The sequence below is a fragment of the Anabaena sp. EIM26 genome, assembly GCF_057568715.1.
Window position 1 is genome coordinate 4,541,312 of record NZ_CM172472.1, and the last position, 26,467, is coordinate 4,567,778.

Consider the following 26,467-nt stretch of genomic DNA (forward strand, 5'->3'; position numbering starts at 1 on the left):
ATACAGATGAATACTGTCAAAATCAGTGACCGAATTACTCTGATTCAAAATAAGCTTTTTGAGCAGGCACATACTCAGCCTTTAGAATTAAAATTCCTCGCTATAGCTATGAATAAGCAGGGAATTAAAGGAGAAAAACTATATTCTCATCCAGAAATTATTACCTTACCAACACCAGGATGTGAATATTTACTTTCCTTCAATGCTCGTCAGAACTCAATTTTATCCGCTGCATTTTTAGCTAATTTCTATAAATTTGTTGCCAATAGTGAATCCCAAGCGCTAATATCAAATGTGAGTGTCGCTGAAAAAATTTTTGTTCCCTATTCAGATGAGTATATGATTCTTCATCAAGAAACTAGTGAAGAGTTAGATCATATATGGTCTTTTAGAACCTTACATAGCATGGTTTGCCGCGAAACAGGATGTCCTGATTTATTTGATGAACCTGGCTTCTTTTTTGGCAATTTTAGAGCCACTCCTCAATCAGATTGGCAAAGTTTAAATACTTGTTTTAGCTTTGATAGTGATCGTTCTGAAACTTTATCTCTACTATTAAAAGGTAAAAACCACTTAAAAAAAATAGTAGAGAAATTACAAAATCAAGATAGTAATTCAATATATCGAACTTTACAGTTCATAGTTGGAGATGCTGTCAGAATGCTACCTGCTGATAAAGTTCAAGAAAATGGACTGGGAAGTTTATGGCTTTTATATAGATATGTTGCTAATGTGGAATTAAAACAAGCTGAAGCTTATTTATTTGATAGTCCCGAAAGCTTTGAATACGAGCCTTTGGCTATGGAAATGAATCAAGCACACTTAACAGATGAAGCACGTCACTATACAACATCCTTTGATTTAGGAATGGAACTTTATAAAAAAGCTCCTCCTGAAGCTCAATTTTTTATCCGGTATTGTTTACAGAAAGTTCTAGAAGACTACATTCACGCTGCTTTTTCAACTTATTTAGAAAAGTTAGATAAAAGTCAACAAGGATTCGTATTTACTGATGTCAGAATTGGACTAAATGCACTACGCATGACTCTACATCATCCTGAATTATCTGATAAGCAAGTAAATCTCAATGAACTCATTAATTCCTGGCAAAATATTAGCCAACATTGGCGAAAAATTATTGGAACCGTAGAACAAAAAACTTGGCATTACAAGTCTCAGCAAATTCATCGTCTCATTCAAAAACTAGAACTCGATTTAAATAAAAATAAGCTGGGTAATCACTATCAACGTTATCAAGACAGTCTAGAAACCAAAAAATTTGAAAGATTTATAGAAGTGGCATAAAAAATAGTGGAGATAGGAATGATAGTTTCTATTCACTTTGAAGATGACCAAAAAACCATTAAAGCTGTCGCCAACCAATGCTTAACTCAAATATGTGATCAGTATCCCAACTCAATTCTGTTTGGTTGTCGTAGTGGTGTCTGTGGAACTTGCCTAATTGAAGTGGTGAGTGGTATAGAAAATCTCTCTCCTATGATGGAAAAAGAGAAAATTTTACTGGATATTTTAGCTCCAGAAAATCCACTAATTCGCGTAGCTTGCCAATGTGTAGTTAAAGATGATATCTGCATTCGAGCAGCTAGTTAATCACTAAAATTCACGTACCCCATTATCAAAATAACAATGAGTCAAAATATAACCAACTCTCAACCCAAAAAGCCTTATTCAGTAGCGGATATTGAAGCATGGTTTGTTTCTAATGTTGCCTATATGATGGGAGTTAATCCAGAGGAAATAGATATCCGTGAACCTTTAGATAGCTATGGATTAGATTCAGCACAAGCCATGCTGCTTGCTAGTAAAGCAGAGAAATATCTGGGGTTGAAATTGCCTCTTATACATCTTTGGAATTATCCTACAATTGAGGAACTTTCTCAGAGATTAGCTGAAGAATTGGAAAATTCCCAATCAGAAATCTTACAAATGTAAGCAATAAAGTTTTTAAGTTTTTCCTCCTCTAAGACTGACACTTCGCCAGAATAGAGACAACATGATTCAGCGGAGTGTCTTCTTTTTCTTTAGGCTTTATAGCTTGTTAAAATCTGGGAGATTTAGTCATGAATGCATCCGAACTTTTAGCTAAACTTACTCAACAAGGTGTACAATTTTGGGTGGAAAATAACAAACTAAATATTCGTTCTCCTAAGGAAGTAATTACACCAGAAATACAAGCCGAAATAGCCACACATAAAGGAGATATTTTAGCATTATTACAAGAAATGAATATCACCACTAAATCGTCATCTGAACCTCTAATTCAGGGAATTAGCCTGCAAACAATCGGCAGATTAATTGGTGGGTTTTCCGGTGAATCGCCTATGGAATATCAGCCACCAATAATTGATCCAAAATTAATGGCTCAAAATCTCAGCGTCACATTTAGACCTTTACCTCATGGTTATCATCATCACACTATTATTAAATTCCGTCAGGAATTAGCAATTAAATTAAAAGAATTTGGCGTTGCTGTTATTCCTTGGCAGGAGGCAACAACAGATTTTTTATATAAAATTAAAATTCCTCTATTAAACTGGAATAAATCTTTAAAAATTAGAGGAGTAAAAGCTGATATTAACGCCGTAATAGATGTAACAAGACCTAATTCTTGGCTGAGAAAATTAGGAATATTTATCGCTGAGAGTTTTTACGTTTTATCTTATCCTTGGCTAGTAAATCAGCAAAAAATGTCCGTTATTCAAATTGCTAAATTAAGTACTTGGGCTGAAGATCATGCAGCTAAATATGTTGAAGACCCAACAAATACTCAAGTAATCATTCTGGGCGAAATAGATCGTAAATTTATCAATCCGTCAACCCAGTATCAAGAAAAAATTAGCATTGGGATTAATACACTCATCCAAACTTTTTCTGAAATTGTAATTGGCGTATCTAATGAGAAGATTTCTATTCTCAATATGAATCTTTCTGATTCTATTTTTGCTAAACATGAAATAAATAATTTCGTTTCTAAATCACTGATTCCTAAAGTTTTTGTCCCCATTGCTCCATTATTAATGAGTAGATTTCAAATAGGAGAATATAATCCTTCTACATCTAATTATGCTCATAAGTTAGTTAAATTGGGTCAAGAATTAGCGTCAACAGGCCTATTTCCAGCAGGATTTAAACTGGCTGAAGTTATTAAGAGAAAGTCCCACAGAGATATTGTCAATGTTATTGTCAATGGCAGGACAGGAGTTTCCTATGGTTTTGTAGCTTATGCCGAACCTCCCTGTTATGTGGGAAAACCAGAAATTAATACTAATGAATGGGAAAATTTATTGCCAGTACCTGGATTTAGTAGTAATGAAATTCGTAAAAATCAAGCAGGTAGACGTTATATTAAAATCATTATTGCTGGAGAATATGTATTTAAGCAAATTCCTGATATCTGGCTGGTAGCTCTCGGTCAGGTTCAAATAAAACAGACTTAAACATTGAGCAAGATATTATTCGTATCGGGTTAAAAGATAATTTACAACTGCAATTACCTTTAGGTAATCAATCCCAAAAATCAGATATTAAACCTTCTTATGACATCTATGTCATGTTGGCAATTAGTATGGCTGCCGCTTTGTATACACCAGAATTAATTCAAAATGGTGCGCCAATCGTTCATTTTCATGGCTATCCTGCATTTGATTGGTTTCAAAAGGATGAATACTGTGTGGGAGTTAATCATCCTTCTGTACCCTGTGGAACATATGAATCAGGAGTGTTGAATTTTTTAGGTCTTTCTAATTTAGCTAATCAAGCAACAAAAAATATCAACTTAATTAGTTTAATAGAACCAGATCATGGTACAAATTTCATTGCTCGCGATATGGAGTATCTAGTTGATAGGCTAAAAAATGGTTGTTTAGCAGAAAAAATAGAACTAGGTGGCAAACATTTTGCTTCTCTCAAAGCAAATCTAGGTGATTGATAAATTCATTGTTTCATCTTTCTTTATTTTTTAACACTCTATACTTTTGCAAACATTTAGTTGTTGGCTGATAATTTTCACCCTCATTAATTGGAGTTAAGCTAATGTTCAATAATTTCATTTCCACACCAGAAAATATTTTAAATAATTTCATAGCTCGCCCCAATTACTATCCTTTAAGGAGATTGTTTTGGAAGGTGTGGTATAACCTTTTTGCATCTAAATTTAGCAAGATCAAAATTACTTTTATCAACTATGGTTATGCTGATTTGGAAGCGAATGCTACACAGTTAGAATTGAGTGGATATGAAGAAGAGGAACGTTATTGTATTCAACTCTATCATCATGTGGCGAATGCTATCTCCTTAGCCGGCTTAGATGTTCTTGAAGTTGGATGTGGTCGTGGTGGAGGATCTTCATACATGATGCGTTATTTACATCCAAAAACAATGACGGGGGTTGATTTCTCAGAAAGTAATATTGCATTTTGTCAAAATAAACATTCTATTCCTCAACTAACTTTTCAATTAGGAGATGCCGAATCTTTACCATTTAATGACTATGCTTTTGATGTTCTTGTTAATGTTGAATCATCACATTGTTACGGTTCAAGTAAACGCTTTTTTGCTGAAGCTTTTAGAGTTATTCGTGCAAATGGTTACTTTTTATTTGCTGATTTTAGACCAAAAAACGAAATTGATAAGACTACACAACTGTTAAAAGACTCTGGTTTTAAGATTTTAAAATTAGAAAAGATTACTGCCAATGTTCTTAAAGCTATGGATTTGGAAAATGAACGCAAGTTGGCAATAATTAACCAGGATCTTCCTAAATATTTACACATAATAGCAAACTGGTTTGCTGGCTGCCAAGGAACTCCAATGTATGAGGCATTTAGGAGAGGAGATCAAGAATATCTTTGCTATGTTTTGAAAAAATAATCTAAATGATAGGACTTATGCAATCGGTACAATCAATATTTTTAAGGGGGATTTAATTAATGGAAAAACTTACCCAACTTCAAAATCAACAATCCAATTTAAGTAATATTCTCTACCAAAAGCACAGTGAAAATATTTCCTTGATGACTAAAACTCACAATGCTTATTTACAGGTACACCAAGAATCGCTACAGGAAATAAACTCAATGCAGATTAATTTAGCTGATTATCAGAGATTTGTTAAACAACAATCTCTAGATGAATAAGAAAAAAATGGAAGAAACTGCGTAGTAATAATGGCAATTTGATTTGTTTTTTAGTTACTAATATTAACAGTTATGAAACGTTTACTGATACTTTATTATTCACATTCGGGAGATGTAGAGCGGGCAGTCAACTCTTTTACTAAATGTCTCAATACCCCAGAATTTGAAATTCATCGGGAGTGTATTAAACCAAAGGTTGATTATTCTTACCCTTGGAATTTATATAAATTTTTTGATGTTTTTCCAGAATGTATTAATAACGAAACACCGGAAATATATCCACCCAAATTTAGTGAAGATGATAAATTTGATTTAGTGATTGTTGCTTATCAAGTTTGGTTTTTGTCGCCATCTTTACCAATTCAGGGATTTTTTAAATCTAAATATGCTCAAGTTTTGCAGAATACGAAAGTTATTACTTTAGTGGTGTCTCGAAATATGTGGCACTCAGCCTCAGAAACCATGAAGAAAATGATTGCAGATGTGAGAGGTATTCATATTGATAATGTGGTTGTTACTCACCAGGGTAAACCTTTAGCCACATTTATTAGTACCCCCAGATTACTGTTGACCGGGAAAACAAATGGGCTTTGGGGAGTATTACCGCCAGGAGGAGTAGGCGATCGCACAATTGATGACTTATCACGATTCGGCCAGCAAATAGCCAACAACCTCCCAGCATTGAGCGATGGCTATAGCGATGCCTACAGCGACTCTCAACAACCCTTACTCAAAGGTCTAGATGCCGTTGAGGTCAATCCACGTTATATCATTCCCGAACTAATCGGTCGGATAGCTTATCGTCCTTGGGCTAAAATCGCTCGTTTATTTGGCAAACAAGGAAGTTGGAGCAGACGGCCCATCATCTACCTCTTTGCCATGCAACTTATCTTCGCTATTCCCATAGTCCTTCTAGTTTCCACCATCATTCAATTTTTATTTGCTCCGCTGATCAACAAACAAATAGAGTCTTATGTTCAACTTCTAAAATCCCCATCTTCGGCTGTGATTTAGAAGTGAATAACGAGATTTATTACTTACCAAAATTTACCTTTGATAATTTGATATTGAATCAACTGATTTGGAGAAAATTATGCCTACAGCATACATTACAGGTTTAGGAGCTTTTCTACCTAATGACCCCGTAAGTAACGAAGAAATTGAAAATATTTTGGGATTGATCAATAACAAACCCTCTCGCTCTAAAAATCGCATCCTTAAAAACAACGGTATAAAATCTCGACACTATGCTATAAATCCAAAAACTGGCAAACCAACTCACACTAATGCACAATTAACTGCCGAGGCAGTACGTATTCTTGCAAAAAATTCTAATTTGCCCCTTGAAGAAATTGAGTGTTTAGTCTGTGGCACATCGGGGCCAGATCAACTTATTCCTAATCATGCTCTGATGGTGCATGGAGAACTTAAATCTCCTCCCTGTGAAGTAGTATCTACAAGTGGTGTCTGCTGCTCAGGAGTAACTGCATTAAAGTATGGATATATGAATGTGCTATCTGGTTTCACTAAAAATGCTGTTACAACTGGTTCCGAAGTTGTATCTAATGCATTAAGAGCAGCATACTTTCAATCAGAAATAGAGTCAAAAATTCAGGAGTTAGAAAACAAACCAGTTATAGGTTTTGAAAAGGATTTTTTAAGGTGGATGCTTTCTGATGCAGCCACAGCCGTTTTGATCACAGATACACCAAGTCAAGATAGTATTTCTTTGCGGATTGACTGGATTGATTATATCTCTTTTGCAAATTCTCTAGAAACTTGTATGTATATGGGATGTGTAAAAAGAGCAGATGGTTCTGTACAAGGCTGGAGGGATGTCGAACAGCCAGAAGAAGTATGGAAACAGAGTTATTTTGCTCTCAAGCAAGATGCCAAACTTCTAGGAGAAAATATCATTAACTATGGTCAAAAAGGTTTAGCAAAGGTTAGGGATAAATACAGCCTCAAAGCGGAAGAAATTAATTGGTTTCTGCCTCACTACTCATCAGAGTATTTTAAAGAAGAACTTTATGCAAAAATGGCAGAAATTGGAGTGCATATTACTTATGATAAATGGTTTACTAATCTAACCACAAAAGGGAACACAGGTTCGGCTTCTATCTTTGTGATGCTAGAGGAATTGATGTACTCAGGAAAAATTGAACGCGGCGATAAAATCTTTTGCTTAGTTCCCGAAAGTGCTAGATTTTCATACGCCTATATCCACATGACAGCCGTTTAATTTCTTGTTTACTGCTAACTCACCTCTTCACTCAGGACTCATTACTCGTTACTTAAAACTTAGGAATCTTGACTCTGCTGAGAACACATGACAAATATACTGACCGAGTTGGAAAGTGAAATTAATGCCACTTTTTTAAGAATTTTAAATGTAAGCACACCTGGTAGCGACTTGCTTTTGAAAAGTGAAGACAGTGAATTAATGTGGAGTCGTTCTGGCAATGATACCTTAATTGGTTTGAAACCTGGTGATCATAATCCCGATCAATTGCAAATTGATATTATGCTAGGTGATGGGGACTTAATGGCGCTACAGAAAGGTAGTCAGTTTAATTGGAGCGATAGATTCGTTCTTGGTGATTGGAAACAACCATACTATAATGATGCTCAAGGACTCAACTTTGGGTTCAAACAATTCGCTTCAATTTTAGACTTCAACCCCAAGCAAGATACTATTCAACTCCACGGCTACTCAGAAGATTACCAACTAGTAAAATCTCCTCTGGGGACGGCGATATTTTGGAAACAAGGAACTGTACCTGACCTTATTGCCTTTTTGCCTGGGAATTATCATTTGCATCTTGAGGAAAACTATTTTCAGTATGAAGGCTACACTCCACCACCAGGGCCTGTACTAGAGAAGATTCAGCAAATAGGATCTAGCAGTTTTGATTCCCTGGTCAGTTCAGCCACAGATCCTAATGGCAATCTATTTGTGACAGGAGTTACAGGTGGTTCTTTAACAGCAGCTAATGCTGGATCTAATGATGTTTTGGTAGCCAAGTATGACAGCAATGGCAATCAAAAGTGGATTAAACAGTTTGGCACTGACAAATCTGACTTGGCCACCAGCGTCGCTACAGATGCCAAAGGGAACTTCTACTTGGGGGGAATAACAAAAGGAAATTTAGGGGGAATTAATCCAGGAGAAGGAAATTATGATGTTTGGGTAGCCAAGTATGACAACAGCGGCAATCAAAAATGGATTAAACAGTTTGGGAATGAGCTTATTGATGCCTCCTTTGACATGAAAGTCGATCAGAATGGCAATGTCTACCTCACAGGATTCTCCATTGAGCAACAACAGAAAGGGCTATTTTTTCAACCTGATGTCTTGACCGATGATGTCTGGATAACCAAGTATGACAGTAATGGCAACCAGCAATGGTTTCAAAAGTTTGGCAGTTCCGCCTTTGATGAAGCTTACAGTCTTGCTGTCAGCAATGATGGCAGCATCTACTCTACAGGTTGGACAATGGGTGATTTGGGAGGAAAAAATTCTGGTTTATATGATGTTTGGGTTGCCAAGAATGACAAAAATGGTCAGTCGGAATGGATTCGACAGTTCGGCACGAAAGATTATGAATTTCCTAAGGGAATTGATACAGATAGTCAGGGTAATGTCTATATAACAGGATGGACTCTAGGTAATTTGGGGGGAAAGAATGCTGGGTCTGAGGATGCTTGGATTACCAAGTATGACAGCAGTGGCAATTCTTTATGGACTCGACAGTTCGGTACTAATGGTAATGATGCTGCCTTGGATATGAAGATTGATTTAAATGGCAACATCTTTTTAGTTGGATATACTGACAACAATTTGGGAGGCAAGAATGTCGGTTCTCATGATGCTTGGGCAGCTAAGTTCAACAGTAACGGTAAACAGTTATGGATTCAACAGTTTGGAACTTCTAAGTCTGATGTCGCCAACAGTATTACCCTTGACAATTCTGGTAACGTATTCGTGGCAGGAACTACTGAGGGATCTTTAGGGGGTATCAATGCTGGATCTGTTGATAGTTGGGTAGCCAAGCTCGACTTTAATTCAGGAAAGTTAAAAGACTTTAGTGAGACCTCAAAGCATGAGATTCACAATAAAATCTCTAGTGATGGTGACAGTAATAATATCTTCGACACCGATTCTCAGGATCATATCCTCAAAGGTGATCTAGGGCAAAGTTTGGCTTCTGGAACGCTAAAAGCTTTTAGTAAAACTCCACAGCACGAAATTAAAAATGAAATATCAAGCCACGACTTTAAGAATCACATTTTTAATGATTTTCTAGAAAAAAGTTCTGATTTAGGAAAGATAAAAAACTTTAGTGAAACTCTAAAACATGAAATTAAAAATGAAATATCGAGCCACGACCTTAAGAATCACATCTTTAATGATTTTATAGAAAAAGGTTTTGATTTAGGAAAGATAAAAAACTTTAGTGAAACTCTAAAACATGAAATTAAAAATGAAATATCGAGCAGCAGTTTTAAGGCTAAAATTATCAATGCTGTTTTAGGTAAAAGTTTAGAATCAGGAAAGTTGCAAGACTTGAGTATAAGTTCAAAGCCTGAGACTCAAAATGAAACATCTGGTTTTGGTGGTAGTGCTTGCCTTTTAGGTAAAAGTTTTCAGGAGAATATCCTCAATGCTGGTTTAGGGGGGAGTTCAGCTTTATTAGCGTCGGCAAAATCAATAGTGTCTGATTTTGATGTCATGCTATCTACCAAACATTAGATATCAGTGAAAATTAAAGCACAAGCGATCGCAATTCAGTAATTCTCTCAAGCCATGATTCTTGATGACCGTCTGTAAATATTTCTTCTTGATAATTTTTTTGGAGTATTTATGACAGAGATTATCCAACAATTTGAGATAAATGAATCATCTTCTGCTGTACCTGAGAACAAAGTTAAAAAACATTTAAAATTAAATGAAATCAATTATAAAAATAATAGTGAATCAGATTACACGGAGAAAATTACCGAGCTAAAGAATAAATTTAACTATAGTAACGACAGAGATTATTATTGGAGTGAACCTGAACTTTCACTTTTATACGGTACTCCACTTTATGAAGCGGCTTCTTCGACCCAAAAGATTGCTCTTAATCATCTTTTTTGGGTTGGAGGTTACAACCTAACTGCTGCAAGTGAAACCAATACGGCACTTTATAATCAAATCACAAGTAGCGTTTTTTATAGTCTAGGTGGCTACGAAACTCTTTGTCATGAATTAGATATTGAAACTTCTCAAGAACGCTACCATATTCAAGCTTTTCGCACTATTGCGAATAAGACAGAGATAGGTCTACTAGGTGATGTTATCATTGGCAATCCTTTCTCAGGAAAAGAATCTCAGCTAATGCAAGGAGGTATGATTGGGCGTTTATCACCTGGAATTATGCGACAGTTATTTAGTTTTAATTGGGGTAGTACACCTTTCTTAGCATCCCAGTATTATACCTTACGCTTTGTTGCTAATATGATTCTCAAACTTACGGAATATAGTCGTTCTCAGTATTTCAAGAAGTTAGAGAAAAAAGGTGAGTTTGTTCCTGTTCCTCTAGCTGTTTCTCATTACCATTTCTTAGATGAATCTTTCCATACTACTACTTCCCAACTAATTGCTCACGATTTGTATAAGGACTTTCCTAAACCAACAGCCTATGAAAAATTCATGGCTAATTTATCAATTTATATGATGCAATTAACTGTTCTCAATACGTTGTCTGGAGTTGCAGTTGGGAGTTTTTATCCAGATAAACTATTAATTATGCCTTTGATCTACAAAATACTAAAAACTCCTTTATTTGATATGTCTACTCAAGAAGCTCTGTCTTGGATAGAGAAATGCTTCTGTCATGAACATGAAGGTTTTCATGCTGTACTTAAGTCGCATCAACGTCTCTTGTCAGAATTGCGGCGGTTTTTTGAAGATATTGACTATCTGTGGTCGGTTAACCGCGAAATGCGCGTTATGGCTTCAGGTGGATCGATTAGTCAGGCTATCCAAAATAACATTCAGGGTTTTGAGCAGTTCTCTAGGTCTGCTACCTGATTAATTGTACTAATTAGCGATCGCACGCCACCCACAAAATCGCATTGCTCTCATTCAATTTTCACAAGTTCTATGAACCTTTCTGAAAAAACGCTGCTTATTTCTGGAATCAGTGGCTTTATCGGTTTGCACGCAGCTGCGATCGCTCTTTCTAAAGGAATGAAAGTCCGTGGGCTGCAACATTCTCAACTTCAGGCTCAAAAAGCTCAACAACTAGGTGCTGAGGTAATTGTTGGTAGTGTCACCAATCCTGCTGCTGTCCAAAAGGCTTGCCAAAATGTGGATATAGTTCTACATACGGCTGCTATTGTCAAAGAACATGGATCACTCAAGGATTTTCACCAGGTCAATGTTGGTGGAACGGTTAACATGGCTAAAGCGGCTAAGAATGCAGGTGTCAAAACCTTTGTTCATCTCTCCAGTGTTCTAGTCTATGGTTATAACTATCCTAATTACGTCACTGAATCCGGGCCAATTTTTGCTGAAAATCATCCCTATTGTCAGACAAAAATAGAAAGCGAAAAAGAACTTTTAAAACTCAATGCCCCACCTGATTTTAATATTATTATTCTCAGACCGGGAGATGTTTACGGGCCTGGGAGCTACCCTTGGGTAATCCGACCACTTGTAATGATGCGCCAAAAAATATTTCTGTTGGCAAACAATGGACAGGGAGTGATGAATCATCTCTATGTAGACAATCTCATAGATGCCATCTTTCTGGCTATGGAAAAAGAAGCCTATGGAGAAGTTTTTAATATTACTGACGGACAAGAGACTTCTTGGCAAGAATATTTTACGCGTTTAGCTGATATTGCTGGGTTGTCGGCACCTTCTTCTCTGCCTAAAAATGAACTCAAGTTACTAATTCAGTTGCGCTATCAGGGACAGAAGCTTTTGGGCAAGAAAGCTGATATTGTCCCGGAGACTTTAGATTTTATCACTCGTCCCTATGCTTATTCGGTTGCTAAAGCAGAAAAATTATTAAACTATAAACCAAAAATTGATTTAGAAGAGGGAATGCGACGCACTCAGGAATGGCTACAAACAGTGGACTTGAATGTTTTAGATAAGTAGGTAGAACGATGAACTATAAACACGATGTTCCTATTCAGCCGATTACAGATTCAGAAAGTCTTCCTTTTACCTGGGAACGTCTCATTCCTAAACAGATACCAAATGATCCGGCCAGTCAAAAGCTTTTTGAGATCCATCTCCGGCGTTATGAAACCGCAGCACGCTATGTGAAAGGGAAACGAGTTCTGGATATTGCTTGCGGTACAGGATATGGTAGTCAGATGCTTCGTCTTGCTGGTGCGATCGCTGTGGTAGGTGTAGATATCTGTCCAGAGACGGTACAATATGCCAGAAAACACTATCAAGAGAATAATGTAGAATTTGTCTGTGCTGATGCTCTTGCTTTCGAGTGGAAGGAGCATTTTGACGTTATTGTATCTTTTGAAACTATAGAACACGTCCTCTATCCTGACAAATTTCTGGATCGTCTCCGCTATCTCCTGGTTCCAGAAGGCAAGTTGTTACTGTCAGTCCCTCTCGGTGAAACTCGGCATATAGATCCCTATCACCTCCATGCATTTAGTCAGAAGGATGTATTTGCACTACTTGAAAAAGCAGGTTTTTTGGTAGAAAAGTACCGTTGTGATGATTGGTGTCTGACTCGTAAGGATCTTCTCCTTTGGAGACAACTCTATCCAGCCGCTAGGCCAAATATGCGTGAACAATTTTTGACTATTAGAGGATGGCAACTCCTACACGATTTTTGCTTTCGGGGCGTTATTAATGTGCCTGAATTCATGGTTGCAGCCCAAGCAGTCAAAAATCCGGTTGTTGAAAAGCGTCAAACTCCAACACACCTCGATTAATTCAGGCAGGAAGCACAGTTTACTCGAACTTGCATTTTTTAAGCGGATATCTTTTGTATTTTTACAAAAAATATAGGTATTTTTTAAGCTTTTAGCGATCGCTACGGCGCGTGTAGCAATTGCTATTTAACTACAAATAATCCTACGTCTGTAACATGAGTATATTACGGTGTCAAATACAAGAAGTCAGATTGAATATGACCGTATATTTACTATTGTTAGTACTTGTGCGTAGACAACATTAAATCACATCTCAATATAAGTAAAAATAATATCTGAAAACTTGTTAGTTTAAAAATTTTACCAAAAAACAAGTGTATTTTTTAGTACAAATTTTGCATCTCTCTCGGTTATTTATAGGTTATATAACGATGATTATAAAGTTTAAAATAAATTACTAGAACCTTTATCCAGACTACATCTATGTCTTTATGATCAAGCAAATTTTATGTTGTTTATGCCCTCTCCGCAAAGGTACAATAGTTAAGTGACACCATGAATGTAGTGTTTTACTATACCAAGCTTGTTATCTATGATTTTGTCAAGCTAAGGTAGGTTTAAAATTTTCACGTAAAAAATATTTTATATTTATACATCACTGTTTTATTATTGTTATGATGTCATACAGCAGTAGCAAAACCACCTAATTTTCTTAGGTTCTTAGGTGAAAAAAGCAGCTTTGACAACAGCACAACCTCCAAGTATTTATATTTAGATACTTGAGATGTGAATAGCTTAATTAATGATATTTTTCCATGACTATATGGGTACAAATATTATCTAGAGGCTATTGATATCTTTTTAGTATGTGCATTAAAGAAGCTATCTCAGTATTAGCGGGTTTATTCGAGTAACTGATTCAGTTATGCGATTAGTAACTTAATGTCTGATTACTTCGGAACTTGTTGACATTGAATGACCTGGAGTCATTGAATCAAACGCGCTTCCAGCCAGTAGCCAACAGAAACAACAATAAATATTCAATACATCCCGAAAGAAACAGTGAAGTATCAAAAATCCAAGTTTTACCGTTCTTTAGTTGCGATCGCATTATTAGCCAATGGTTATTTCCAACTACTAGCACCTGCAATGGCAGAAGGAACTACCGCAGGTGAAACTATTAGCAACACCGCCACCGCTACTTACGAAGACCCCAATAGCCCAGGAACAACCTTAAATACCACTTCCAACACCGTTACCATCACCGTTGCAGAAGTCGCAGGTATTACCGTTTCAGCAGCAGGAATAGTAGATGACAACGGTGGAACTGTAGGAGTTGGAGACCTATTAATCTACACCTACACCGTCACCAACGTTGGTAACGACCCAACCACATTCCGCATTCCTAACTTAGCCACCACCACAGGTCCGGGTACAGTATCAGGAACCTTACCCGGTGCTACTACAGCTAATAACCTCCAATACAGCACTGACGGCGGCACAACTTGGATAGAAATTACTAATACTGAAGCAATCACACCCTCGGTTGCTCCTAACGGCACTGTCTTGGTTCGTGTACCAATCACTGTACAAGCAGGCGCTCAAACAGGTGACACTATTGGAGTTACCCTGGGTAAAACCCCTGGTAATGCTCAAAACCAACTTCGCATCCCAGATGGTGGTGACGTATACACAGTAGATAACGATGATATTGTTGCTGGTGAAGCAGATGGTCCACCCATCAACGGCACACGGGAAGCCAGCGCCGTTCAGGATATTCAAGTTGGTGTCACAGCAAAAACTTACGCATTAGCTACCATTCTCAAAGTGCGTAGTGAATACGACAACAATGCAACTGCAAATAATATTACAGACGACACACTAACCTATGATTTAGGTTTGCGCGTAGAAAGCAATGATGTCACTGGCAGTGGCATCACCCCAGCACCTTTAGTCGGTACAACCATCAATGTTGACACTGCTAATGGTTCTTATATCCTCGTTTCTGATGCCATTCCCGCAGGTACACAACTAGCAGAACCCCCCACTGCGCCTACTGGTTGGGACGCAGTTTATACCACATCTGATCCAGCGACGTTTAACGCCAATGCAGCACAATGGAAACGCTTCCCCTTACAAGGTGGTGATACATTGGCAAGCATCACCCGTGTCGGTTTTATCAACAAAACCGCTACCATAACTTCCATTGCTCCTGGTACAACAGTCAATGGTTTTTCGATTCAGTTAGCAATGCCAGCTGCGACTTCACCATTAAAAGTTATCAACATCGCCCAATTATTTGGTCAAACCCCAGGTAATAATCTCCCCGTTTACGATGAATCCGGTGACCAAAATCCTAGTAACTTCGATGGTTCTACACCACCAGTTGGTACAGATACCAATGCTGATGGTCTTCCCGATGATATAACCAATAATGTTACTGATGGCTTAGTAACTAGTGCAGAACTAGCAGCAACGGGAACAGATACAGCCAACAATAATACTGGTACTGGTGAAGGTGGTGAAGCCAACGTCTTCGATGTAGTAGTAGTTGGAGCAGCATCAGTTCTCAATGGGCCACAAGGTGTACCAAATGCCATTGGTCCAACTGATAATAATGACGACTTCACCAATAAATCAGCCCTTGTTCCTGCTGGTACGGCACCGGGTTCTACACTTGATCCGCAGTCAGTTGGTTTCACTAATACTCTTCAGAACAATGGAACCAGCGCAGGTGATATCACACTAGAGCCAACCGCACCAGCAAATCCATTAGACTTGCCTAATGGAACACAGGTAACTCTTACCTACAATGCCCAATCTGTTATCTATACCTACAATCAAGGAACAGGAACTTTCACCACTACTGGTACACCAATTACAATCCCAAATGTTGCTCCTAATGGGATTATTAATTATGGTGTAGAAGTTAATTTACCAGCCAATACTCCATTATCAACTGATACTATCGCCCAGTACACAGGTGATACAGAATTTGGCTTCCCAGTCCCCATCACTGCCACAATTGATGTAGCAGGTACTACGACAACAAATATCACCATTGACCGGGTATACACTGGTTACTTGAAACTAGTGAAACTCTCACGAATTTTACAAGGAACTGGCCCAGCAGTTGGTACAGGTCAAGATGATTTTGAATCTACACCTGCTGTCAATGGTATTGATCCTAATTCCAATGTTACTGATGTACAAAGAGTTCCAGCCCCAGGCAATATTATTGAGTACCTAATTCGGTACACAAATATTTCAGATCCCCAAGCTGGTACTGGTAATGTGATTTTGAATGCTGACAAAATTGTAATTACTGAAGATGGTACTACAGGCACGAACAACTGGGCTTTAGACAATGACATTAATGGTCAAAGTGATACTAGCAATATTGTTGGTTCAGCCCAAGATTCAGGTGCTTCTACTATCAACTTCTTTAGTGGTAATCCAGCTACCACCAGTAGTAATGATCAAACAGGTACTACAGTAAATACTGATGTTACCAAATATACCAATCAAATCACAGGAATAGTTGCACCAGGTGTCCAAAGAACATTCATTTTCCAACGGAAGATGAATTAATTTTGTATCTGTCTGAATACTGATCATATCAGTCTGGTTTGGTAATGAGTAATTGCAAAAAGCAACTACCAACTAAACCAAACAGATTCAGGACTTACGCAAAACAGAATGGAAGTAGAGGTAATTCATGAATTACCCCTACGCAAGAATCAGCTTTTGAGTTCAATCTTGCGTAAGTCCTAAGATCATAAGTAATTAGCCAGACTTGGTGAAACCTATATCCAGCGTTGCTGATACTATCAGCAACGTTCCAGTGAATATTGAAAAAGTCTAAGGTTGTATCAAGAAAATCCTTTTTTAAGGGTAAAATAATCTTCTCAAAGTCTTCCTTAAAAAGGAGGATTTAAGAAGATTAAAATTTGTGAATACATCAGCCACAAATTCTCCAAAGTTCTCTCAAAATAGAAAAACACAATCAATAAATTAATCAAAGCAGGTAATAACAATGAAACAAGTTTATATTGCCGGTATTGGTGCAATTTCCTTGATGATGGCAGCACCATTAATGAGTCAAATACCTGGTGTCACTTCTCTCTTTCAGTTAGAAAGTGCAACTGCTCAAAATAGCAAGAATCAATCACAACTACAGTTGCAGTTGGTAGCAGAAAAGCAAGTAGAGACGCAGGATCAACAAGGTAATAAAATCAAAAAATGGCAAGCTTTAAAAAATCAAGCCGTGGTCAAACCAGGGGATGTATTGTTATATACATTAAAGGGAGAAAATAAGAGCGATCGCCAACTCAAAAACCTCACTTTAAATCAACCCATACCCAAACAAATGTCCTATGTCTTGAAAAGCCTTAATACTAGCAGCAATACCACTATCACCTACAGCATTGATGGTGGACGCACTTTTGTCAAAAATCCCACTATTAAAGTTACCCTTCCTAACGGAACCATAGAAACTAAACCAGCACCAGCAAGTGCTTATACTAATATCCGCTTACAAGTACCAACAATTGCAGCTAAAACCACATTTAAAGCCACTTATCAAACCCAAGTCCGCTAATTATATAGCGTTTCCTCATCACATGAGGTACATCATAGCCCCCTCATCGCAAGCGATGAGGGGGTTGGGGGTGGGTTTCTTGTACTTCACTCAACCGATAACCGTTATCAAAGATTTTTAATGGGTAAACACTTTTTTTAAATTACCCATTACTAACTAGGTTAAAAAATCTGTTTTAAGGAATAGCAAAAATTATTTGCGCTGGATTTAATAAAGAATTTTTAGTTATTTAATAACTAATAACATTGTGGAAAAAATTGGACATGATTAATAAACGTAAATCTAGAAAAAAATATTTTATTAAGAAACTATTGCCAAGACTGATAACAGCAATTATTTTAGGTTTGATTTTGCAAACTCCCATAACCACCCTAAATAGAGTAATAGCCCAAAGTACAACAATTATTACAAATCAGGCTGAATATACCTATATAGACCCCGCGAATGATGAAGGTGAATTTAAAGGAACTTCTAGTAAACTAGACTTCAATTTTAGTTCATTAGTTGACCCTCTAGGGCGGATTTTAGGTTGTGCTGGGACACTCTTACCAGACTATACAGGTTTCACGGTTGGTGTGTATGAAGCTAACTCTAATGATCCCACAGGATCTGAGTTAGGAAATTTAGTTTCCTTAACACGGACAGAACTACCAGATACTCCTAATAATAATATTCCTGGAGGAAAAGCGCCAAATATTGAAAATAGTAATCCCTATTTTATTACCAATAACCCCGCAGGTGTGTATAATTTTCTTCTTGATCCCAACAAAGGTCAAACCCAACCAGGTAAAACATATATTTTCGTGGTTAATGCTCCAGTTAATTCTATCTACAAACAACGCCGAATTAAAATTGTTATTTTAGATAGCATTGATATCGCGGGAACAGCTAATAAAGTTATTCGTTATATTGCAACTTCCTTGGATGGACAACCCATCAACTTAACGGGTGGAACAGCAGTAGAAGCCACAACTGTTTTAGTTAATAATGCCGAACTTCAAGGACTAAACTTATTAGCCTTTGAACTCACAACAAACCTGTGTCAACCCAGTCAAGTACAGATCATCAAAACAGGTGATCGCGCAACCGCTGAACCCGGAGACACAGCTATCTATCGCGTATCGCTCAAAAATCAATCAGATGCGGATTTGAATAATATCATAGTCACCGATAATTTACCTTTAGGCTTTCAATTCTTACCCAAATCAGTTCGGGGAGAATTAGAAGGAAACCCAGTTAGTATTACCAGCGAAATTAACGGTAATACCATCACATTCCGCACAAATATTACTCTTTTAAGCTCAAAAGTTCTCAACATTGCTTACGCTGTTCAACTAACAAATGATGCTCAAAGAGGTACAGGTCGAAATAGTGCCATTGTCAATGCACAAAGAATTGATAACGGCTTCAGTGTCAAAGATGGGCCCGCAACTCACCAACTAAAAATTAGACCCGGAATAGTCAGTGATTGCGGTACTTTAATTGGTCGAGTATTCCTAGATAAAAACTTTGATGGTGAACAACAAAATGATGAACCAGGAATAGCTAATGCAGTAATTTTTCTGCAAGATGGCAATCGGATCACCACAGATCCTAATGGTTTATTTTCCGTAGCCAATGTTTTACCGGGAAGTCATACTGGAGTTCTTGATCTGAGTAGTATTCCTGGTTATGCCCTCGCTCCCAATCACAAATTCCGTGAACGTAATAGCCAATCTCGTTTAGTGCGTTTAGAACCAGGTGGTTTGGTGAGAATGAATTTTGCTGTCACCCCCATCTTTCAGGAGCAAGTAAAGAAATGAAACCACCACTGCACCATATCAAGAACCTGAAAGCTATAGGGGTAATAGCTGGTGCTTGTAGCTATCTATTTTATCCTCATGCAGTCAAAGGAGAAACCCCTAAAGACAATCCTCAGCCCCATAAACCTTTAGATAATTCTACAAATATTAATCAACAAATAACTGATCAAGAAATTGCCCAACCACCCAAAGTTACTGAATATCAGTTACCAAAAGATGTTGTGGCAAAAATTAAATCTCCTATTACCGCAAACTCAGAATTTTCCCTAACAACTTTAACCCAAATCCCACAAAATGAGGTTGTAAAAATAGAATCAAACACCACAGCCAACTCAGAAAATCCACCAACTACTACAACCCAAATCCCACAAAATGAGGTTGTAAAAATAGAATTAAACACTACTACCAACTCAGAAAATCCACCAACTACTACAACCCAAATCCCACAAAATGAAGTTGTAGAAATAGAATCAAACACTACTACCAACTCAGAAACTCCACCAACAACTCCAACCCCAATACCTGAACAAGTAGCCCCAATATCAACAGCCGTCAAAATTCTCACACCAACAGAAAATAGGATTTTTGATGTTCCAGCTACTACAGTAATATTGCAGTTTCCTGTAGGTAGTCAAGTGGAATTGCGGGTCAATGATACACTAGTAGACCCTTCTTTAGTAGGACGGACAGAAACTGATGCAGAGACCAATTTGATCACGCAGACATGGTATGGTGTCTCTCTCCAGCCAGGAAAAAATACCCTGTCGGCACAAATAGTAGGAGCAACAACACCTCCAGACACCGTAGAGATATCAGTACGAGGAACACTCAAGCAATTAACCATAGAAACTCTAGAAGCGAATATTCCAGCAGATGGACGTTCTACTGCAACCATCAAGGGTCAACTCATTGATGAAAATGGTCATCGCTCCAACCAAGATGGTGTAGTGACTCTAGAAACCAGCGCTGGAGAATTTATTAGTGCAGATTTTAAACCCGACCAACCAGGGTTTCAAGTAGAAGCAAAAACAGGAGAATTTACTGCCCAATTACGTTCCAACTTGAAAGCCCAAACCGTGCGGCTTCGCGCTGCAATTAATAATTTAGAAACCTTTACTCAATTAGAATTTGCTACAGCTTTACGTCCCAGTTTAGTGACGGGAGTTATAGATATTCGTTTAGGTGCTAGAGGAACTGATTATTATGGTAAATTGCGTGATTTTGTACCCCCGGATAAAAATAATAATACGCAATTAAATTTTCATTCAGAAATATTTGCCACCGGAAATATTGGGGAATGGTTATTTACTGGAGCATATAACAGTTCCCGCCCTTTAAATGAAGATTGTAACTGCGAAAATCGTTTATTTAAAACTTATCAAGCCAATGAACAAAACTATCCTGTTTATGGTGATAGTTCCAAACTTGATGTTACCGCACCTTCTATTGATAGTGTCTATGCCCGTTTAGAGCGTTCCACCGGGGTTCCTGGTGTGAGTCCAGATTATTTTATGTGGGGTGATTACAACACAGAAGAATTTTCTCGCCCCTCTCAACAATATACTGCCACGACCCGTCAACTTCACGGTTTTAAAGCTAACTATAATTGGGGAAATCTACAAATTACAGGTTTTTATGGTAATAATGTCGAAAGTTTTCAACGAGATACTCTAGCCCCTGATGGTACTAGTGGTTATTATTTTCTTTCTCGGCGAATATTACTTCCTGGTAGTGAAAATGTCTTCATTGAATTAGAAGAATTAAATCGTCCAGGTACTGTTATTAAACGTCAACAGTTGAACCGGGGCGCAGATTATGAAATTGATTATGATCGCGGGACTTTATTATTCCGTGAACCTATCCTCCGTACCGATATTGATGAATTTGGGCAGGTATTAGTACGGCGGATTATTACTACTTATCAATATGATTCACAAGACTCTAATAGTAGTATTTATGCAGGTCGGTTTCAATATAATTTGGATCGCACTCTAAACCAAGAAACTTGGATAGCAGCAACGTATTTAAAAGAGAATCAAGGTCTGTATAACTTTGAACTCTATGGCGCAGATACCCAAATTTCTTTAGGTAATAGTGGTAAAATAATTGGCGAATATGCCCATTCTAGTAATAGTTCTGATTTGATGGGTAGTGTCAGCAGTCAGGCTTATCGCTTGGAAGCTGAAGGTAAGATTTTTAATGGTCTTCAAGGTCGCGCTTATTACCGTTTTGCTGATACAGGTTTTGCTAATAATGCCACAGTTAGTTTTGTTCCTGGGCAAACTCGTTATGGAGCGCAACTAACAGGTAAGCTGACCAATACCACTAACTTGCGGGTTCAATATGATCATGAAGATAATTTTGGTATTGCACCCTTACCTTTAGACACTTTTGAAGAATTATTTTCACCCCGTTCTCAGGCTATCCCAGGAAGCAAAGTTGATAACTCGTTAACAACCATTACAGCAGGTATACAACAACGTTTAGGTAAAGCTACTTTTGATGTAGATTGGATTCATCGGAATCGAAAAGATCACATTGATAACAGTAGTGGTTTGACAAGTAATTCTGATCAGTTGCGATCGCGTTTGTCTCTTCCCATTACGAATAGTCTCACTTTCCAGGCACAAAATGAACTTACCCTTTCTGCTAGTACTGATAATGTTTACCCTGACCGGACTATTTTAGGACTAAATTGGCGAGCTATTCCCGGAGTCAATGTCAGTTTAGCTCAACAGTTTTATAGTAGCGGTCAAGATAATGGTAAATCTATCACTAGTTTAAGTGTAAATGGCGAACATAAACTTGGTTCAGATACTACTTTAACAGGTCGTTATACCATTTTAGGTGGGGCGAATGAAATCACTACCCAAGGAGCAATTGGTTTAAATAATCGCTGGACTGTTGCTCCTGGTTTGCGGTTAAATCTAGCTTACGAACACGTCTTTGGTAGTTTTTTTGGTAATACTGGCACAGGTCAAAAATTTGCCCAACCATTCGCTTCTGGTCAAGCTGCTTCTGCTATTGGTTTTAATGGTGGTGATAGCTATAGTGTCGGGCTGGAATATAGCAATAATCCCCAGTTTCAAGCCAGCGCTCGTTATGAACATCGCACTTCTTCTAGTGGTAGTAATACAGTCATTTCTGCGGGTGCTACAGGAAAAATTTCTCCTTCTCTTACGGCTTTAGTACGCTATCAACAAGCTAATGCTGCTAACCAAAAACTATCAGGATTAGGTGACACCATTAATTTAAAAATGGGTCTGGCTTACCGTGATCCTAAAAATGATAAATTTAACGCTTTATTACGGTATGAATATCGCCAAAATCCGGCAACAATTCCTGATACAATTTTGTTGGGCAGTGGGACGGGTTCTCAAGATCATACCTTTGCCATGGAAACTATTTATGCTCCTAACTGGCAATGGGAATTTTATGGGAAATATGCACTAAGAAATAGCACTTCTTATTTAGCTAATGATTTGGCTGGTACAAGTACAGTGAATTTAGCTCAATTTCGGGCTACTTATCGCTTAGGATATAGTATGGATCTGGTGGGAGAAACTCGTTGGATAGGTCAATCTAATTATTCAGAAACAGGTTTTGTAGTTGAAGCTGGCTATTATTTAACTTCTAATTTGCGCCTTTCTGCTGGCTATGTTTTTGGCAAAGTTGATGATCCTGATTTTTCTGGTACTCGTTCTGCCGGTGGTCTTTATTTAGGTCTGACTGTCAAACTCAACGAATTGTTTGATGGTTTTGGTCTGCAAAAACCTACACCTTCTCCAGCAGGAGAAAAGTTAAAAATATAAATTAGACTTTTCAAACATCCTCTCAGGGTTAGAGGTTGTTTGAAAGGTCTCCTTCCATGTCATGCTGAGGAACGTAGCATCTCAGTATGTCGGCTAAACTCCAGATTCTTCGTTGCGTAAGACTCCACTCAGAATGACAAATTATACGTCCCTAAACTTTTCAAACATCCTCTCATGGTTAAAGGCGCTGAGTTTCCCACTTACCAGGTATTCTTATGAAAACTAATATGAAACTGTCATTACTAAGTAGCTACTCAGAGAAATTAATTAGTAGTCTGGCCTTTATTTTATGTATTTGGGGACAAGGGATACAACCTAGCTGGGCTGAAGGCAGCAAAGAGTTAGTCTCTGGTGGTATTGGATACAGACCTTATCTAGAATGGACAGATCAGTTCACTGCGGGTATTCCTCGGAAAACAACTCTTAAGGTTTACGTACAAGCAGGGGAAACCGTTAATCTTGGCTCTAGTGTGCCTACAAGTGCTAATGGTACTCAAGATATTGTCTATAGAAGTCCCTTTAATGGTCAAAATGGTTCTTGTGATGTTCTATCTACTGGTTTTGGTTTAATTGACACCATTGCCAAAGAAACAGCAGGGCCTTTACCCAATGCTGGTGGTTACACTCCTTGTAGCTTTGTGGCTACAGAAACTGGTATTTACGAAGTTGAATTTCGTTCTCCGGTTTTCAGTCCCGGAGGTAGTAATCCTACTGTTGTCACAGTCACGAATCCATTTCCCATAAATAATAATCAACAAGGAGGAGTCGCGGCTTGGGATATTACAGTTAGAAATACAGGTGGTACTGCCCAAAAAGGGAGGGTTTTTACCAACTATATTGCGATGAATATGGGTTCAAATAACATAGGACTCTATTCCAATCTTTATATTCAAACTAAAGATGGGTATAGATATGAAACTGATATGAATGGAGTCGATCCCTTTGGGTTTATCTTTTTTGCCAATAGTCGGGGATATATTGACAAAACTAAGAACTTAACTCTTTACCATTCTGCTGGTGGTGCTACTACTAATGCTCTGATCTTCCCTGGTAATGTGGCAGTTCAAGACCCAAGTCTGCCAGATACACTCACAGATATTACTCACTTGGTTTTTTTTAATCAACCAGACCCTTCAGCACTGATAGGACTGGGGATTCCCATAACAGCAGTTTTACCCGTAGAACCAACTTCTTTTCTATTTACTGGAGGAAATGGAGGCAGTGGCAACCAAGCACCAGTTGGGGTAGGAGGTAATTTTAGTTTCAATTCTAGTACGCCAGGAAGTTATCAAATTATTATTGATACTAACAACGACGGCATTTTTGATCCCAGTCTTGATCGCGTTTTGCAAAACCCGTCATCTGTAGGTTCTAATGTAGTGTTATGGGATGGAAAAAATGCTAGTGGAGTCAACCTATCACCCCTCCCAGGAAATGCAGCATATAATGCCAGAATCACAGCGAGGGCAGGGGAATATCACTTTCCTATGTTAGATGCTGAGAACAATCCATCGGGGTTTAAAATCACGATGCAAAATCCTCCTGGTCCATTTAGTAATTTCCTAGATGTGAATGGACAGTCGATTGGCCCAACTACTGTTTACTACAATGACAATAACTATACTACTGCCAATGGAGTATCTGTTAGCTTAGATCCCACAGGAGGACAAGTAGCTACTAATCCTCGTAATGCTGCTTTAGGAATTAATAGCGCAGCTGGAGAGCATGAATTTAGTGGTGGCTATGGTGATTTTAAAGGGATAGATACTTGGACATATTTTTCGAGTCAGGGTGTATTTACTCCTTTGGTCATTACTGCAAACGAGCAAGCTAATGTTAAAGGTACTAAATCAGTGCGGTTTCTAGGGGATACGGATAATAGTGGCACAGTGACTGTGGGCGATACCATTGAATATACTATTACTTATTCCAATCTCAGTCCTGGTAACAGCAATGCCATTAATTTTGTTATTAAAGATGCATTACCCCCACAATTAAATTTTGTCAGTGCAGTGATGACTGCTGTTACTCCAGGGAATAATATTACAATCAATCCTGGTTACAATGGCTCTGGTAATGTTACTAATTCTGGCACTTTACGTGTAAATGATACAATCACTATTACAATTACTGCCACAATTAATAGTTCTAATGGTGGTAATCCTATTACTAACCAGGCAAGTGCTGATTTCAATACACCGGATAATCCCTTAGCCGCAGTTGGTACTGTGTTGACAGATGCGGATTCTGCTACCGCTACTACTAATCCACCTGCTGTAAATAATTATTTTTTACAAGTTACTGACAATGGTATAAATGTAGGAAACAATCCTGCTAGTAGTGCAGACGATGACCCTACCTTGTTTACAGTTACAACTACTCCCCAAGGCACGCTGCTATTAGTTAAACGGATTACTGGGGTTAATGGTTCAACTATGAACGATGGCAATAATCTTGGTGCTTATATTGATACTGCCAGCCCCTATGATGATAATGTCATTACTGTGATTGACCCTGATTTACAGCCAGATACGGATCAATGGCCAGTACCTCTGAGTACATCTCTAGTGGGAGAAGTCAATGGAGGTATGGTAAAACCTGGGGATGAAGTTGAATATACAATCTACTTTTTATCAATGGGGCCACAGGATGCAGTTAATGTGAGTTTGTGCGATCGCATTCCTTTAAATCAAACTTTTTTAACCAGCAAATACAATAATGTCAATCAGGCTACAAATGGATTACCTGGTGCAGATCGGGGCATCTTAGTACAAAAAAATAACACCCCTCTATCTTATACAAATGTTAACGATGGTGATAATGCTAGATTCTATGCTCCTGGAGAAACACTACCTTCAGTTTGTGGTACAGGAGCGAATATAGAAGGGGCTATTGTCGTTAACTTAGGCACTTTGCCTGGTGTCAACACTAACTCTGTGGGAGCCTATGGTTTTGTCCGCTTTCAAGCTGAAGTGCGATAACTAGGGCTTGCTGTAAAGCCCTAAGTAAGCAACACATCTGGACAAAACCAAACTAGGATAAATAATAGCATTGCGTTATTTTTCTGTGTTGCATACAGAAGCGTTAAAAAGCAGTTCTATCAAGCTGTGAAATTCACTACTATTTGCGCCATAAAGCAAGAATTATGGCACGATGGAGAGAAGCTTATGCAATGAGAAGCCCGAAAGCTGGTTTTAA

The 26,467-nt window shown here is 38.0% G+C and carries 16 protein-coding genes and 1 pseudogene; all 17 read left to right on the top strand.

The window, feature by feature from the left end:
- The first annotated feature begins 6 nt into the window (after positions 1-6).
- The 17 genes and pseudogenes from AC012T_RS19590 (at position 7) to AC012T_RS19670 (ending at position 26,250) form a co-directional block, all read left to right on the top strand.
- On the top strand, positions 7-1,305 hold the full coding sequence (locus AC012T_RS19590; protein WP_487060401.1) for a hypothetical protein: 1,299 nt from the start codon (positions 7-9) through the stop codon (positions 1,303-1,305).
- An 18-nt stretch (positions 1,306-1,323) separates the two neighbouring features.
- Positions 1,324-1,611 (top strand): 2Fe-2S iron-sulfur cluster binding domain-containing protein, encoded by a 288-nt coding sequence (locus AC012T_RS19595; protein ID WP_487060402.1) that lies wholly within the window; start codon positions 1,324-1,326, stop codon positions 1,609-1,611.
- A 36-nt stretch (positions 1,612-1,647) separates the two neighbouring features.
- Entirely contained in the window at positions 1,648-1,953 is a 306-nt protein-coding gene (locus AC012T_RS19600) for a phosphopantetheine-binding protein (protein WP_487060403.1), read from the top strand.
- Between the two features lie 128 nt (positions 1,954-2,081).
- Positions 2,082-3,949, top strand: a pseudogene (locus tag AC012T_RS19605) (TubC N-terminal docking domain-related protein).
- 104 nt (positions 3,950-4,053) lie between these two features.
- A complete protein-coding gene (locus AC012T_RS19610; protein WP_487060404.1) occupies positions 4,054-4,890 on the top strand; it encodes a class I SAM-dependent methyltransferase in 837 nt (278 codons plus the stop codon).
- Positions 4,891-4,949: 59 nt separating this feature from the next.
- The gene (locus tag AC012T_RS19615; RefSeq protein ID WP_487060405.1) at positions 4,950-5,156 is read left to right on the top strand and encodes a hypothetical protein; all 207 of its coding nucleotides are present in this window, start codon (positions 4,950-4,952) and stop codon (positions 5,154-5,156) included.
- A 72-nt stretch (positions 5,157-5,228) separates the two neighbouring features.
- On the top strand, positions 5,229-6,170 hold the full coding sequence (locus AC012T_RS19620) for a hypothetical protein (RefSeq protein ID WP_487060406.1): 942 nt from the start codon (positions 5,229-5,231) through the stop codon (positions 6,168-6,170).
- 79 nt (positions 6,171-6,249) lie between these two features.
- Entirely contained in the window at positions 6,250-7,398 is a 1,149-nt protein-coding gene (locus AC012T_RS19625; protein ID WP_487060407.1) for a beta-ketoacyl-ACP synthase III, read from the top strand.
- Between the two features lie 87 nt (positions 7,399-7,485).
- Complete coding sequence (locus AC012T_RS19630) at positions 7,486-9,909, top strand: SBBP repeat-containing protein (protein WP_487060408.1); 2,424 nt, start codon at positions 7,486-7,488, stop codon at positions 9,907-9,909.
- A gap of 111 nt (positions 9,910-10,020) precedes the next feature.
- Positions 10,021-11,232, top strand: a complete 1,212-nt coding sequence (locus AC012T_RS19635; protein WP_487060409.1) for a hypothetical protein — start codon at positions 10,021-10,023, stop codon at positions 11,230-11,232.
- Between the two features lie 72 nt (positions 11,233-11,304).
- Positions 11,305-12,309 carry an NAD-dependent epimerase/dehydratase family protein gene (locus AC012T_RS19640; RefSeq protein WP_487060410.1) on the top strand — a complete coding sequence of 335 codons (1,005 nt, stop codon included), beginning with the start codon at positions 11,305-11,307 and terminating at the stop codon, positions 12,307-12,309.
- 8 nt (positions 12,310-12,317) lie between these two features.
- A complete protein-coding gene (locus tag AC012T_RS19645; RefSeq protein ID WP_487060411.1) occupies positions 12,318-13,115 on the top strand; it encodes a class I SAM-dependent methyltransferase in 798 nt (265 codons plus the stop codon).
- Between the two features lie 1,002 nt (positions 13,116-14,117).
- Entirely contained in the window at positions 14,118-16,646 is a 2,529-nt protein-coding gene (locus AC012T_RS19650) for a beta strand repeat-containing protein (RefSeq protein ID WP_487060412.1), read from the top strand.
- Positions 16,647-17,091: 445 nt separating this feature from the next.
- Complete coding sequence (locus tag AC012T_RS19655) at positions 17,092-17,655, top strand: hypothetical protein (RefSeq protein ID WP_487060413.1); 564 nt, start codon at positions 17,092-17,094, stop codon at positions 17,653-17,655.
- Positions 17,656-17,918: 263 nt separating this feature from the next.
- Positions 17,919-19,457, top strand: a complete 1,539-nt coding sequence (locus AC012T_RS19660) for a DUF11 domain-containing protein (RefSeq protein ID WP_487060414.1) — start codon at positions 17,919-17,921, stop codon at positions 19,455-19,457.
- Positions 19,454-23,269, top strand: coding sequence for a TonB-dependent receptor (locus tag AC012T_RS19665; protein WP_487060415.1), 3,816 nt, complete (start codon positions 19,454-19,456; stop codon positions 23,267-23,269). The genes AC012T_RS19660 and AC012T_RS19665 overlap by 4 nt, the downstream gene beginning before the upstream one ends.
- Positions 23,270-23,484: 215 nt before the next feature.
- Positions 23,485-26,250: an isopeptide-forming domain-containing fimbrial protein gene (locus tag AC012T_RS19670; protein WP_487060416.1), complete on the top strand. Its 2,766-nt coding sequence runs from the start codon at positions 23,485-23,487 to the stop codon at positions 26,248-26,250.
- The last annotated feature ends 217 nt before the right edge of the window (positions 26,251-26,467 follow it).